The organism is Synechococcus sp. PROS-7-1, from assembly GCF_014279795.1.
Taxonomy (GTDB): domain Bacteria; phylum Cyanobacteriota; class Cyanobacteriia; order PCC-6307; family Cyanobiaceae; genus Synechococcus_C.
Genome location: NZ_CP047945.1, coordinates 1,238,622 through 1,251,714, shown reverse-complemented (window position 1 = coordinate 1,251,714; position 13,093 = coordinate 1,238,622). Strand labels below are relative to the sequence as shown.

13 protein-coding genes are annotated in these 13,093 nt (G+C 57.8%); 4 read left to right on the top strand and 9 right to left on the bottom strand.

Features of this window, described 5'->3' with window-relative positions; translation table 11 throughout:
* Positions 1-89 precede the first annotated feature (89 nt).
* Positions 90-878: a helicase DnaB gene (locus SynPROS71_RS06915; protein WP_255442463.1), complete on the top strand. Its 789-nt coding sequence runs from the start codon at positions 90-92 to the stop codon at positions 876-878.
* Positions 879-901: 23 nt separating this feature from the next.
* Here the strand turns inward: SynPROS71_RS06915 and SynPROS71_RS06910 are convergent, their stop codons facing one another.
* From SynPROS71_RS06910 to SynPROS71_RS06900, 3 genes are read right to left on the bottom strand one after another with little or no spacing between them, the layout of a single operon-like run.
* Entirely contained in the window at positions 902-1,810 is a 909-nt protein-coding gene (locus SynPROS71_RS06910; protein ID WP_186597717.1) for an N-acetylmuramoyl-L-alanine amidase, read from the bottom strand.
* On the bottom strand, positions 1,792-3,495 hold the full coding sequence (locus tag SynPROS71_RS06905) for a M61 family metallopeptidase (protein ID WP_186597715.1): 1,704 nt from the start codon (positions 3,493-3,495) through the stop codon (positions 1,792-1,794). The genes SynPROS71_RS06910 and SynPROS71_RS06905 overlap by 19 nt, the downstream gene beginning before the upstream one ends.
* Positions 3,495-3,872, bottom strand: a complete 378-nt coding sequence (locus SynPROS71_RS06900; RefSeq protein ID WP_186597713.1) for a DUF1257 domain-containing protein — start codon at positions 3,870-3,872, stop codon at positions 3,495-3,497. The genes SynPROS71_RS06905 and SynPROS71_RS06900 overlap by 1 nt, the downstream gene beginning before the upstream one ends.
* Before the next feature lie 9 nt (positions 3,873-3,881).
* Here SynPROS71_RS06900 and purN point away from each other — a divergent pair, with 9 nt between their 5' ends.
* A complete protein-coding gene (gene purN / locus SynPROS71_RS06895) occupies positions 3,882-4,574 on the top strand; it encodes a phosphoribosylglycinamide formyltransferase (protein WP_186597711.1) in 693 nt (230 codons plus the stop codon).
* Here purN and argC read toward each other — a convergent pair.
* Positions 4,565-5,629, bottom strand: coding sequence for an N-acetyl-gamma-glutamyl-phosphate reductase (gene argC / locus SynPROS71_RS06890; protein ID WP_186597709.1), 1,065 nt, complete (start codon positions 5,627-5,629; stop codon positions 4,565-4,567). The two genes, purN and argC, sit on opposite strands and share 10 nt — an antisense overlap.
* 40 nt (positions 5,630-5,669) lie before the next feature.
* Between argC and ribBA the strand changes: the two genes are divergently transcribed.
* Positions 5,670-7,352: a bifunctional 3,4-dihydroxy-2-butanone-4-phosphate synthase/GTP cyclohydrolase II gene (ribBA, locus tag SynPROS71_RS06885; protein ID WP_255442461.1), complete on the top strand. Its 1,683-nt coding sequence runs from the start codon at positions 5,670-5,672 to the stop codon at positions 7,350-7,352.
* Here ribBA and SynPROS71_RS06880 read toward each other — a convergent pair.
* Positions 7,340-7,768, bottom strand: coding sequence for a peptidylprolyl isomerase (locus SynPROS71_RS06880; protein ID WP_255442495.1), 429 nt, complete (start codon positions 7,766-7,768; stop codon positions 7,340-7,342). The two genes, ribBA and SynPROS71_RS06880, sit on opposite strands and share 13 nt — an antisense overlap.
* Before the next feature lie 75 nt (positions 7,769-7,843).
* Here SynPROS71_RS06880 and mtnP point away from each other — a divergent pair, with 75 nt between their 5' ends.
* Positions 7,844-8,761, top strand: coding sequence for an S-methyl-5'-thioadenosine phosphorylase (gene mtnP / locus SynPROS71_RS06875; RefSeq protein ID WP_186597705.1), 918 nt, complete (start codon positions 7,844-7,846; stop codon positions 8,759-8,761).
* Here mtnP and murQ read toward each other — a convergent pair.
* The 4 genes from murQ to dnaK are packed head-to-tail and all read right to left on the bottom strand — an operon-like array spanning position 8,734 to position 13,024.
* Complete coding sequence (gene murQ, locus SynPROS71_RS06870) at positions 8,734-9,684, bottom strand: N-acetylmuramic acid 6-phosphate etherase (RefSeq protein ID WP_186597703.1); 951 nt, start codon at positions 9,682-9,684, stop codon at positions 8,734-8,736. The genes mtnP and murQ overlap by 28 nt on opposite strands.
* Positions 9,681-10,079: a DUF3110 domain-containing protein gene (locus SynPROS71_RS06865; RefSeq protein WP_186597701.1), complete on the bottom strand. Its 399-nt coding sequence runs from the start codon at positions 10,077-10,079 to the stop codon at positions 9,681-9,683. Before SynPROS71_RS06865 ends, murQ begins: the two co-directional genes overlap by 4 nt.
* Positions 10,080-10,119: 40 nt before the next feature.
* Complete coding sequence (locus SynPROS71_RS06860; RefSeq protein WP_186597700.1) at positions 10,120-11,040, bottom strand: DnaJ C-terminal domain-containing protein; 921 nt, start codon at positions 11,038-11,040, stop codon at positions 10,120-10,122.
* Complete coding sequence (dnaK, locus tag SynPROS71_RS06855) at positions 11,024-13,024, bottom strand: molecular chaperone DnaK (protein WP_186597698.1); 2,001 nt, start codon at positions 13,022-13,024, stop codon at positions 11,024-11,026. Before dnaK ends, SynPROS71_RS06860 begins: the two co-directional genes overlap by 17 nt.
* Positions 13,025-13,093: the final 69 nt, after the last annotated feature.

The following is a 13,093-nucleotide window of genomic DNA, read 5'->3' as shown; positions in this document are numbered from 1 at the left end:
CCACAATCCGCTTGCCTGCCCATCAACTGGAATACCGCCGCTAACCTCCACGCATGTCCACTGACAGGTCTCCAGCTCGAGCTCTCTCCATGCGTGGGTTGCTTGGCGTTGCCGCTGCACTGGCAGCCACTTCCCTGGCATTTCATTCGTCGTTACGTCCGATCTCCATTGCGGACATTGCATCGAGTTCCTCAAAGCAGGCACCGGCTGAGTCAACAGTCGGTGAGCCCAACCCAGACCCAACTGACTTCAGTGCGGAAGAACTGGAACTCCTGCAGCGCCGCTTCGGGGTCCATGGTCCCCAAACTCCTCTAGCTCAGCTCTTCACTAGAGGTATGGATCAGTTGCAGCCGCTTCGTGCCAACACACTTTCAAGGTTGCGGAGTCTGAAACCTGTGATTCAGCGCGAGGCCTACCGCCATCGCGTCAACCCGATGCTGATCACAGCCATTCTCTTTGATGAGATCCAGCATTCCAAGCCTGGAGAAGATCTTCCCTTTGTGGTGCATTCAGGGTTAGTTGATACCCATGGTCCGGCACAGCTCGGGATCAGTGAATTAATTCATCAAGGCCGGCTTCCCGCTGAACCCACCTCTGAGCAGATCAGCGAAGCCCGTGATCTGCTGATGAACCCCGAGGCCAACATCGAGCTGCTGGCAGCAAAGTTGTCGAGAATCAAAAATGAGCTCGGCCTTGATCAAGGATCGATCTTGATTGCAAGCCGCTCCTATGTTGATGCGAAGGCCATTGCCACTCTGGCCTATCTGCACAACGGCAAACTGGATTATCCCGCCAGGATTTTGCGCTACATGCAAGATCCTGCCCTGCATGGCCTGATCTACAGCGCTCGCCAGACAGCGAAGCCTTATCTCATCTGATCAATCGTCGACCGAAGGATTCGTCAGAGGCAAAGCTTCCCAAGAGCTGCTAATCGAATTTGAAGGTCAGCCCAAGAGAAACTGCGTGGGTCCGCTCGCTCCCCGCCAAGGTCCACATGCTGATGCGTTGTGATGGCTGCGGGCTGAAATCCAAAGCGCTCGATCCAGTCGTCAAGAACAAGAGCCATCGCGTCATATTGAGCTTGGGTATAACCACTGTGACGTTTGTCATTGTCGTGACCATCCTTGGGTGTCTCCAAACTCAAATGAAGCGCGAAGTTATTCACTGAACCTTTGAATTTGGCGTTAGTGACAGCCCATTCACCGAGGAATGCCGAGTAGCCAGCACCGAAGGCGCGCTCAAGAGGGTCAACAAGATCCACAATTGAGCCGTCTAAACCAATCAGGGTGTGATAACTCACTTGATCCTCATCGCGGGGATGGGGAGTGAGGAACGTGTTGATGGCGGACCCAAGTGAATAAACGGTTTCATGCAGCACCACCACCCTCGGATCGGGGTTGAGTGGTTGCCCCCATGGATTGCGTCGATAACGGCTTCCGAAGTTGCTCGGATCGGCGGGGATGTTCTTCCGCTCTTGAGCAAGAGAGCGCTTGCGTTGCAGCAAACGCTCTCTCACGCGCGGATCAATGCCCGAACACTGTCGTGCCAAAGGGGAGGACCAGGACAAAGCCTTGGGGGGAACGGGTGGCTCACCATCGATGTTTCGACTGGAATCCTTGTCCTTGCCGACATCATTGAGCAGGTCAAGAAGGGAAGGTCGCCTCGCCCCACTATCTTTTTCCGCTGTGACACCAACCAGTGACACGACCACGAGCAGTGCAGCCGTGCTGACCAGCACGATCCCCACACCGGGGCGATGCAACCGCTTCAACACGGCTGACAGGTTCTTTCTCAGAGAAAGGCGAACCATTGATCGCGTAGAGCACGTGCAGCCTGAGATGCACCAGGATCCCAGGCCAGTTCGTGTCGGTCCACCCCTGGATCATCGAGTGAGAGTTCCGTGGTTTTGAGCAGACCCCTGCGGCTGTAGGTCACTTTGAGGATCGAGTCGCCCTGCAAAAGCTCTGAGCAGCGCTGCACTGAGCTGCATCGCCAGTCACGCAGTGCGACCAATTCATCTCCCGCCACCAACCCTCCCCGTTGAGCAGGACCATGAAGTTCGGTGCGATCGATCCAGACACGCCCCTGACGCTCACGGATGAGCCAACCTGCAGAGGGCGTTTTGTCACGCACAGGATTGAGTGACAAGCCAATCATCTGGAGACTTGCCTCGATCGGCAGTGCAGACCGTCCATCCAACCAATCCGGCAACCGTGTTTCAAGATCCTTGGAGTACTCGGTGAAACAGTCGATCAAATCGGTTCGCCGGTAACCCCTTCCATGAACACCGAAGCGCTTCCAGAGACATCGCAAAACTTCCGCGAGTGAGTGTTGCGATTGACGCAGATGAACATCAAGGCAAAAGGCCAACGCTGTTCCCAGTCGGTAGTAACTGATCTGACTATGAGCATTCGCAGGCGTCTGCTTGTAGAGCCTCACCCACGCCTCCCTCGAACTGTCGGCAAGCGATTGAATCCCATAACCAGGATTCAGCAACACATGGGAGAGATCTGCTCCTAGGTCCTTGAGAAGATCAAGGCGAGAGGAAAGTCCAGCAAGCAGGGGAAGGGCAAGATCGAAGTAACTCGTGACTCCTTCTGCGAACCAGAGGCCATCGCTGATGACGGGCCTGTCGTAGCGATAAGGAACGAACTCGCTGGGACGGAGTCTGCGCACATTCCACTGGTGCAAATATTCATGGCCGACAAGTTGAAGAAGCTTGCGGTAACCGCCTGACTCCTGAAGGGACGGCCAGGGAAACTGCATCACAGAGGCGTTGTCATGTTCCAAGCCTCCATAACCCTGTTCCAACGACTGGATCACGAGCTGATAAACCTGTTCAGCTGGCGGATCTGAATCAAGGAGATCGCAGACTGCCGTGCAAACAGCCTCGAGATCATGCTTGAAACGAGCAGGCCAGCCAGACGGCGGGGATCCAATCAGGATCAGTTCATGGTCGTGCCCGCGAACGCTGAGGCGTTCGGGCTGAAAGCTGCCGGCATGAACCGGAGCATCCACAAGCTGATCGAAGTCCTTGGCCAGGAACAACGAGCCGATCGCATCGAGCGCAAGGGGAACCGCCACAGACCAGTGATCAGGCACTGAAACCTGAAGGCAATGCTCATGCCAACGTTCACCCTCAACCAACATCACCACTGCGGGGAGGCTGAGTGAAGCAAAATCTGGGTCGAGGTGATTGGTCCGTACCGTGAGCTGCCTGGCCTCAAGCCGGTAGCGAATGCACAACGGCTCACCCGAGACACAACTGAACTCCCAGCGTTCTGGGGAACGCCGTTCCACGTTCAGAACGCGATCACCCTGGACCACTGAGAGGCTGTGGAGGTGCTGGGAAGGATCGCGAACCGTGTACGAGCCAGGCGTCCAGACGGGAAGCGACAGAGTCTGCAAAGACTGCTTTGGTGTCCAACGCATCGCGACACCAATCGTCTGAGTCCCCGGATTTCTGAGATCCAAATGAACGTTGACGCCTGCCATCAGCTCCTGACGGATGCTGGCGTTAGCAACGCGACCTGATCATCAACAGTGGCCACAGCAAAGTTCTGATGGTCGGCATCACGCAAGGCCTGCTGTAAGGCATAGCGACGCAGAACCCGGCTCAGGATCCGCTCCACAGAGAAGGAGTGCGCAGGCCTTCCAAGATCCACCACAACATCGAGGGAGTCGTGATTGCGGTTCCAGGTCCAGCCCAGGGCAAAACCCATGGAATGCGTAGCGGCAAGAGCCACGTTGTGTTGCGTGCCAAAGGAACTGAGCTGCCCTTCGACCTCAACAACAAAACCCTCAGCACGCAATGCTGAAGCCAGCAGATCAAGATCCTTAACCAGTGTGGGCAGGATGGAGAGATGGGACATGAAATCCGAATGCCCGCGTCTTCAGACACTAGCCAGATCCTTGAAAAAGATCCCTCTGGATTCATTGCTCCGGCAATCGAAGCATGGCCGCGATTCACGCCGCCGCTACGAATTGGAGTCATGGCGTCCGGCTCTGGCAGCAATCTCGAAGCTCTTCACAAGGCGACGACGCAGGGATACCTCGATGCATCGTTGCGCTTGCTGGTTGTGAACAACCCGAACTGCAGAGCCAAAGAACGGGCTGCTCGTCTTGAAATCCCCTGGCAGCTCATCGATCACCGACTGCACAGCACCCGTGAATCCTTGGACCACGCCCTGGTGTCTGCGTTCCGGGCTGCCGACGTCGAAGCGGTGGTGATGGCTGGTTGGATGCGAATCGTCACGCCAGTTCTGATCGCTGCCTACCCCGGAAGGCTCATCAACCTTCACCCATCCCTTCTTCCAGCGTTCAAAGGTTTGGATGCTGTTGGTCAAGCCCTCAGCGCAGGCGTCCGGATCAGCGGATGCAGCGTCCATCACGTTCAGGCCGATGTGGACTCTGGAGCGGTCATTGCGCAGGCCGCAGTCCCTGTGCATGCAAGCGATGACGTGGAGACGCTCGCCAAACGCATTCAGGTGCAGGAGCATCGACTTCTTCCCTGGGCCACAGCGTTAGCGGGCTTGCAGTGGAGAGGAGAAGAGCATGCCGAGGTTCAGGGATAGAACGGTGTCAGTGGCAGCCCTTCGGTGGACTCGAGGCCAGCCATTAAATTGAGGCACTGAAGGCCCTGGCCAGCCTGACCTTTAAGGAGATTGTCGACAGCGCTCATCAGCACGAGGCGACCGGTTCTTGTATCAACCTGGACCGAAAGCATGGCGCGGTTCGTGTGCTTGGCCCATTTCGTCGCTGGGTAGGTTCCTACAGGGAGAACCTCAACGCAGGGATGCTGCTGGTAAACGGTCTGGAGCACCGTGTTGCAATCCTCTGCGGTCAGTCCTGGATCCCTCAGCCTGGCGTAAACAGTCGAGAGAAGTCCCCGCACCATGGGAACAAGATGGGGGGTGAACTGCAATTGGATGGGGCAGCCTGCGACGTTGCTAGCCAACTGTTCGATTTCGGAGGTGTGGCGGTGGCCGATCACGCCGTAGGGGGCAATTGATTCGGACGCCTCAGCCAGGAGAAGGTGTTCCTTCGCTGCACGCCCTCCACCTGACGTGCCCGTCTTGGCATCAATGATCAAGCCGTCACTCTCGATCAATCCCTGCTTGAGAAAGGGGAGCAGTGGCAACAGACTCGCTGTGGGGAAACAGCCCGGCGCTGCAACCAACCGAGCATTGGCGATGGCCTGGTGATGCCACTCGGGCAGGCCGTAGATGGCTTCCTCGCAGAGATCATGGTCTGTTCTCGCTGCGCTCCTGGCCTCTTGCACGTACACCGAGGACCATTGGTCAAGCGATTTGTAGCGATAGTCCGCCGAGAGGTCGACCACTCTCACCCCTCGCTCCAGCAATGGCGGCACCAACTTGCTGGCCAGTCCGTTGGGCAAGCTCAGCACTGCAAAATCCGACGTTGAAGCGATGCGATCCGGATCCGCAGCTTCAACGATCCGATCACCGTCCAGCGGAAGAAACGGGCAGATCTCCTTCCAGGGACGGCCGGCTGAGCGCTCGCCAGCCAGAAAGCTCACTTGAAATGAGGGGTGCTCTTTGAGAAGGCGCAAGGTCTGGAGCCCTCCATATCCCGAGGCACCCACCACGGCAACCCGTCGATTCAGCATCTCTGCGCCAACACATCAACCGATCGTACCGGCGTCGATAATGGTGTCTGAACTCAGGACAACGAGAGCTCTGCCCGAATCTGCCGATCAATCAACGCAAGCTCAAACCCTGTTTGACAGCATTCCTGATGCGCTCAAAGCCATTCGAAACGGTGAATGCGTTGTTGTGGTCGACGATGAGCGTCGGGAGAACGAAGGGGACCTGATCTGCGCAGCCCAGTTCGCCACACCCGAACAAATCAATTTCATGGCCACTGAAGCCAGGGGGTTGATCTGTTTGGCAATGCAAGGTGATCGCCTCGATGCTCTGGATCTTCCTTTGATGGTGGACCGCAACACCGATGCGAACCAGACGGCCTTCACGGTCAGCATCGATGCTGGACCGGAGCATGGAGTCTCCACTGGCATCTCGGCCGAAGACCGGTCTCGAACCATCCAAGTGGCCATTCAGGCTGAATCAAGACCGTCGGATCTAAGGCGTCCTGGCCACATCTTTCCACTCAGAGCCCGACCCGGTGGTGTGCTGAAACGGGCTGGACATACCGAAGCCGCAGTGGATCTCTCCCAATTGGCTGGACTGAATTCATCAGGCGTGATCTGTGAAATTCAGAATGCCGACGGCTCCATGGCTCGGCTGCCAGAGCTGCAGGCATACGCACGCCAGTGGGGACTGCGCCTGATCAGCATCGCCGATCTGATCCGCTACAGATTGGACAATGAACGGTTTGTCGTTCGTCAGGCCCAGGCATCCCTCCCCAGTCAGTTCGGCAGTTTTCAGGCCATCGGGTTTCGCAATGCGCTTGATGGCAGTGAACATGTGGCGCTGGTCAAAGGCTCCATCGGTTCGATGAAGGAACCTGTGCTGGTTCGGATGCATTCAGAGTGTCTGACGGGTGATGCCTTCGGTTCACTGCGCTGTGATTGCCGCGCCCAACTCGAAGCGGCCATGCACCAGATCGAGGTGGAGGGCGAGGGTGTTCTTGTGTATCTGCGCCAGGAGGGCCGGGGTATTGGCTTGATCAACAAACTCAAGGCCTACAGCCTTCAAGATGGAGGACTCGACACGGTCGAGGCCAATGAAAAACTTGGCTTTGCCCCAGATCTGCGCAATTACGGAGTAGGGGCCCAGATCCTCAGTGACCTGGGAATTCATCGTCTTCGCCTTCTCACCAACAACCCCCGCAAAATTGCTGGCCTGGGGGGCTACGGCCTGGAAGTGGTGGATCGGGTGCCTTTAGAAATTGATCCAGGGGATTACAACGCCCAGTATCTGGCGACGAAGCGCGAAAAATTGGGCCATTTGTTCGAGGAGCAACCCGAGCGTTCCCACTGGGTGATCGGCCTCGACGTCTTCACCAACGATGAAACCACTCTCTCCAAGCTGGTTCAACGAATGGAACAACTTGCTGAAGAACACAAGCTGCAGCTGCAAACCGAACACAATCCTCGTTTGCTCGCCCTCTGGGAGCGACCGAGATTCGTATGGTCCATTCAGAACTCTGATCCCACAGAGTCAGTGATGCAGAAACTGTTGGCCACGATGGCGTCCTGGCAGGAAATCTCGCGCATCGGATTACTGCATGCGGTGAAAACGATTCAGATCAGTCATCCACCACAGTGGCTCAACAGAGAAGAGCGTTCGCTGGAGTCGCTCCGATCAACGAAGGAGAAGGCCGACTGGTTCAAGAGGGCGGACCAGCCGGCATTGATTCACTGGTCCTGAACCGTCACCGTTTGGATCTTGGAGCCATTTTTGAGGGCCAGAACCACATCCATGTCACCGGTCTGACCGAAAACGGTGTGCACACCATCGAGATGGGGCTGGGCTTCATGCACGATGAAGAATTGGCTGCCACCGGTGTTCTTGCCGGCATGCGCCATCGATAACGCACCCGGAACGTGCTTTCTGCTGTTGATCTCGCAGTCGATCGTGTAGCCGGGGCCACCCGTTCCAGCCATGCCGCGGGATCCTTCACGGCTGTTGGGGCACCCGCCCTGGGCCATGAAACCGTCGATCACACGATGGAAAGCAAGGCCGTCATAAAAACCTTCCTTGGCCAGCTTGACGAAGTTGGCCACGGTGTTCGGGGCATCGTTGTCGAACATCTCCAGCTTGATCGGGCCGGCGTCCGTGGTCATGAGAACCGTGGTCAAGGCATCAACACCAAAACACCATGCTAGGCAAGGGCATAATTTCAGCGCCGCACCTCTGCTATGACCAACATTTCCACCCCGCCATCGCTCGACTCGGCCCGGGTGGGAGTGATCGGTGGAAGCGGTCTCTATGCCATCGATGGATTAGAGGACGTGCGTGAGGCTGAACTGGAGACCCCATTCGGCCCGCCATCCGATGCCTTCATGCTGGGGCGCCTCAACGGCGTAGACATCGTTTTTCTGGCGCGTCACGGACGTCATCACCATCTGCTTCCGAGTGAAGTGCCCTATCGAGCCAACGTTTGGGCCATGCGCTCGCTCGGTGTGCGCTGGCTGGTCTCGGTTTCAGCCGTTGGCTCTCTTCGCGAGCATCTTCGTCCCCGCGACATGGTGGTTCCCGATCAATTCATTGATCGCACAATGCAGCGCCCTCAGTCGTTTTTTGGCGACGGTTGCGTTGCTCACGTCAGCCTGGCTGAACCCTTCTGTTCCAAGCTCAGTGACCTTCTCGCCTCAGCCGCATCAATGGCAATGCCCGCCGGGCACCATTTGCACCGGGGCGGAACCTATCTCTGCATGGAAGGGCCTGCGTTTTCCACCCGAGCTGAAAGCGAGCTCTACCGCCGTTGGGGTTGCGACGTCATTGGCATGACGAATCACACAGAGGCCCGCCTGGCGAGGGAGGCAGAGATTGCCTATGCCTCGTTGAGCATGGTGACCGACTTTGATTGTTGGCACAACGATCACGACGCGGTCACTGTGGAGATGGTGGTGGGCAACCTGAAAGCCAATGCCTTGGCCACCGGACCCATTCTCAGCCGTTTAATGGAGAGCATCCGCCAGGAGCCACCGGCATCCAAAGCGCATCACGCCCTGGCCGATGCCTTGATGACGCCTCCGGAGGTTGTGCCTGAAGCCACCCGCCGCCGTCTCGATCTCTTCACTTCTCCTTACTGGGGAAGCGTGACAGCCTCCTGAGGGAGGGTGACCCCGCGGCTGAGCAATGCCTGCCGAAGGTCTGATCCGTGGTTCTTCAACAGTGCATCGGCTGCAACAGCATCCAGATGGCAGCTGCCCATCACAAGGGCACGTTTCACGGAACCGCCCGCCGCACTGAGCAGCACTTGAGAGGTGTCGCGATCCAGCCCCAGCAGATCACGAAGAATGCGCATGGAGCGGTCCACCAGCTTGCTGTTGCTCGCGGCAACGTCCACCATCCGATTGCCGTACACCTTTCCCAGCCTGACCATCACGCCAGTGGACAAGATGTTCAGTGCCATCTTTGTGGCAGTCCCCGCCTTGAGTCGGGTGGAGCCTGTCAGCAGCTCAGGGCCTGTTAAAAGCCGTATGTCGACATCACAGGGCAAAGGGGCCTGATCGGAAGGAACACAGGCCATGGCGATGGTGAGCGCGCCAAGCTCGCGGGCGTAATGCAAACCACCTTTCACATAGGGCGTTGTCCCGCCGGCGGCGATGCCAACCAGGCAGTCACTCCCAGTGAAGCCTCGATCTTTCAGATCAGAAACTCCTGCCGATGCAAGATCTTCAAGCCCCTCGGAGCTGCGCAGCAGTGCGGCAGGGCCCCCGGCGAGAACACCTTGCACCAGATCCGGCGGGCTGCAGAACGTCGGCGGACATTCGGCCGCATCCAACACACCGAGACGACCTGATGTGCCGGCACCTAGATAAAACAAGCGGCCGCCAACTTTCAGGCGTTCCGCGATGGCATCCACAGCTTCGGTCAGTGCGCTGATCGCCCCTTGCACGGCCATCTGGGGGCGTCGATCTTCCTCCACGAACAGACTGATGAGCGCATCGGTGGGAAGCAGATCCAGGCTTTCACTGGCCGGATTGGTCTGCTCGGTCAGCAGATGGCCTCGATCAGCAGACGGCTCAATCACAGCAATCCCTCAAGACGCCGACGCACAGCATCCAGATCAGCACTGTCGCGCTCAACTTGCTCCTGGCTCTCCAGATCGCCGTCCTGCCAGTTGCTGACATCCCGATTGGCGGACGGAGGAGCGAGCATCAAGCGGTCCTCCTCGGATTGGGGCACAAAACCCGCTGAGACCAGGCGAGCCTCATAACCAGCTTCCCGGCAGAACAACTCAACCTCCTCTCGATCAAGGGCTTCAACACTCGGTGTAGGGAAATCCTGCGCTTCGAGAAGTCCGGCGTAACGCTCAGCATCGTCGCTGTTTTCGAACATGAGCACCACGGTGTGACCTGAAAGCTCCAGAGAGTGAATGCCTTCGCTGTCCTGACCTGCGTCGAACAGGAGAACGTGAACCAACATGCAGATGAATCGCCCACGCGAGTCTCTCATCGTTTCCTGCTCAGGGCAGACCAGACCGTTCGAGACTGATCTCCTGCAGACGCTGGTAGAGAGCGCGCTCATCATCCTCAAGCGACGAAGGGATCACGATCACGATCTCAACGAGTTGATCACCCCTCTGGGTTCCGAGCTCAAGACCTCTCCCTCGCAGCCTCAGCAGCCGTCCACTGGACGAGGCAGGAGGAACTTGGAGCGTCACTGAACCCGTCAGGGTGGGCACGTTGACGGCACAACCCAAGGCAGCATCAGGAGGAAGAAGTTCCAATCTGTAGTGCACCTTGAGTCCATCGATTCGCAATCCCTCCTCGGTGATCACACGCAACTGGAGGAAGTGATCCTTTCCGCCCGGTGCCACCCCTTCCAGCCGCAGACGCCATCCATCACCGGCTTGGGGTGGCGTGCTCACTTCCACAAGTGTTCCGTCACCAAGTTCAAGCTCCACCAAGGTTCCATGAAGGGCTTGGTCAGGCGAGAGCTCAACAACCGTCTCGAGATCATCGTGGGATCGGATTGGTGGTGACGGTTGTGGGGATGGTTCCAGCCAATGGTGCTCGTCATCTTCAACTCGACTGTCCGGCTGCACGGGATCGTCCACGCCAGCGGCTGGACGACGTTGGCGCCCGGAACCAAACACCACGTCGAGATAGTCCTCGAAATCGGGGAATCCAGTGCTGAAAGGATCAGCCCCCTCACCCTGTCCCTGACGCAAGCGGATCCATTCCGTTTTGCGCTCGGGATTACTGAGTACTGCATAGGCCTCGTTGACGAGCTTGAAACGCTCCTCCGCCTGAAGGTCGTTGCCATTGAGGTCGGGATGCCAGCGGCGGGCTTCACGGCGAAAAGCCCGCTTCAGCGTCTCCTGATCCGCATCAGGGGTCAGACCAAGAAGAGACCAGTAATCGGTTTCAGCGGAAGTTGTCATCGTCCCAGGGATCGAGGCCTCTCCGTCCACTCCGCGGACGAGGGTCGTAGCCGTAGCGGTCCTGGGGCGTTGACCAGGGGTCATCATCCCAGTCATCGTCTGCGAACAGCTCGTCTTTCAGGGTTCCAAGCGTGCTTTTCAACCCCTGGAGTGGACCCGACTCCGTGCGGCGCTCCGCCGTGAGCCTTCGATTCAGACCGAAAAGAGCTTCCTGTAATCCGCTCACAGCCAGTTCCAGTTCCTGGAGATCCTCTTGCTCGAGTAAATCCTGCACGTCACGCATGGCCATTTCAACAGCGCGTTGCTGGCGTTCTGCTCCATAGGGGCCAAATTCCAGTGCCGCATCTCTCAGGCGCCGTTCGGCCTGAGCCACCAAGGTCAATGCCGAGTTACGGCGCTCGATGGTGGCGCGGCGGCGACGGTCCTCATCAGCCCGGGCCTCGGCTTCTGCAAGAAGGGCCTGAATTTCGTCCTCGTTGAGCGTTGATCCGCCTTGAATGGTCACCGACTGCTTGCGTCCAGTGGTTCGATCGGTGGCATTCACCTGAAGAATGCCGTTGGCATCGATGTCGAAAGCAACCTGGATCTGTGGAACACCCCTGGGCGCTGGAGGAATACCGGAGAGACGGAAACGGCCCAGGGATTTGTTGTCAGCCGCCATCTGGCGTTCCCCCTGCCACACATGAATCTCAACGGACGACTGATTGGGTTCTGAGGTACTGAACACATCGGATTGGCGTACAGGAATCGGCGTGTTCCTCGGAATCAAGACCTTCATCAGCCCGCCGATGGTCTCCAGACCGAGAGACAGGGGCGTCACGTCATTGAGCAGCAGATCCCGCAGATCACCCGTAATGATTCCCGCCTGAACCGCAGCACCGATGGCCACCACCTCATCCGGATTCACGGACTGACATGGATCATTCGGCACAAGCGTTCTCACCAGTTGCTGCACCATTGGCATCCGCGTGCTTCCTCCCACCAGAACCACATCGTCGATGTCTTCAGCACTCCAGCCGGAATCCCTGAGGGCCGCCTGCACGGGAAGCATCAGGCGATCGAGAAGATCGGGACACAACCCCTCGAACGTTTCTCGATCCAGTGTGGTTTCGATATGAAGAGGGCCGTCAGGGCCCGTGGCAATGAACGGGAGCGACACGGGCGTCGCGCTCACACCTGATAACTCTTGCTTGGCCTTCTCTGAGGCTTCCGTAAGTCGCTGCAGTGCTTGGCGGTCACGGCGTAGATCGATGTTGTGTTCTTTGAGAAACGACTGCGCCAGCCAATCGACGATGCGTTGATCAAAGTCGTTACCACCAAGCTGGGTATCGCCATTGGTGGCTTTCACATCAAAAACACCGTTGGCGATTCTCAGCAAGGACACGTCGAAGGTGCCTCCACCAAGATCGAACACCAGAGCACGGCGCACGGCACTGCGGTCGAATCCGTAGGCCAAAGCGGCTGCAGTCGGTTCGTTCAGGATCCGTTCAACCGTGAGCCCTGCCAGACGCCCCGCATCGCGTGTCGCCTGGCGTTGCGCATCATTGAAATAAGCAGGAACCGTGATCACGGCAGATTCCACCTCTTCTCCCAGGTAGGTGGAGGCATCGTCCACAAGCTTGCGCAAAATGCTGGCAACAAGCTCCTCAGCGGCATATTCCCGCTCGGTTTGCGGGCATGCCACACGCACATTGCCCTGACTGTTGGCCCTCACGGTGTAGGGAACCGTAAGGGAGCTGTCGTCGAGTTCGTCCCAGCTACGACCGACAAACCGTTTGAGGTTGGAAAACGTGTTGCGCGGATTCAGGACCAGCTGGCGACGGGCAGGCTGACCAACCAAGAGCTCACTGTCCTTGGTGTAACCAACAACGGAGGGAGTGGTTCTCGTCCCCTCGGCATTAGCAATCACAACAGGGCGACCTGCCTCGAGAACAGCCACAACGGAGTTGGTCGTACCCAGGTCGATTCCGACGATCCGTCCCATAGACGCCTGTGGGGACTCCCAAGTTAACGGCCCAAACCATTGTCTCCCAGCCCAAGACAGGGACTGATG

What these genes read in the sequence shown, in the direction of transcription:
- SynPROS71_RS06880 (WP_255442495.1), bottom strand. Translation starts at nt 7,768, where the DNA reads ATGACCACGGACGCCGGCCCGATCAAGCTGGAGATGTTCGACAACGAT.
- SynPROS71_RS06905 (WP_186597715.1), bottom strand. Translation starts at nt 3,495, where the DNA reads ATGGCAGGCGTCAACGTTCATTTGGATCTCAGAAATCCGGGGACTCAG.
- SynPROS71_RS06910 (WP_186597717.1), bottom strand. Translation starts at nt 1,810, where the DNA reads ATGGTTCGCCTTTCTCTGAGAAAGAACCTGTCAGCCGTGTTGAAGCGG.
- mtnP (WP_186597705.1), top strand. Translation starts at nt 7,844, where the DNA reads ATGACCAACATTTCCACCCCGCCATCGCTCGACTCGGCCCGGGTGGGA.
- dnaK (WP_186597698.1), bottom strand. Translation starts at nt 13,024, where the DNA reads ATGGGACGGATCGTCGGAATCGACCTGGGTACGACCAACTCCGTTGTG.
- purN (WP_186597711.1), top strand. Translation starts at nt 3,882, where the DNA reads ATGCCCGCGTCTTCAGACACTAGCCAGATCCTTGAAAAAGATCCCTCT.
- SynPROS71_RS06865 (WP_186597701.1), bottom strand. Translation starts at nt 10,079, where the DNA reads ATGTTGGTTCACGTTCTCCTGTTCGACGCAGGTCAGGACAGCGAAGGC.
- SynPROS71_RS06900 (WP_186597713.1), bottom strand. Translation starts at nt 3,872, where the DNA reads ATGTCCCATCTCTCCATCCTGCCCACACTGGTTAAGGATCTTGATCTG.
- ribBA (WP_255442461.1), top strand. Translation starts at nt 5,670, where the DNA reads ATGGTGTCTGAACTCAGGACAACGAGAGCTCTGCCCGAATCTGCCGAT.
- argC (WP_186597709.1), bottom strand. Translation starts at nt 5,629, where the DNA reads ATGCTGAATCGACGGGTTGCCGTGGTGGGTGCCTCGGGATATGGAGGG.
- SynPROS71_RS06915 (WP_255442463.1), top strand. Translation starts at nt 90, where the DNA reads ATGCGTGGGTTGCTTGGCGTTGCCGCTGCACTGGCAGCCACTTCCCTG.
- SynPROS71_RS06860 (WP_186597700.1), bottom strand. Translation starts at nt 11,040, where the DNA reads ATGACAACTTCCGCTGAAACCGATTACTGGTCTCTTCTTGGTCTGACC.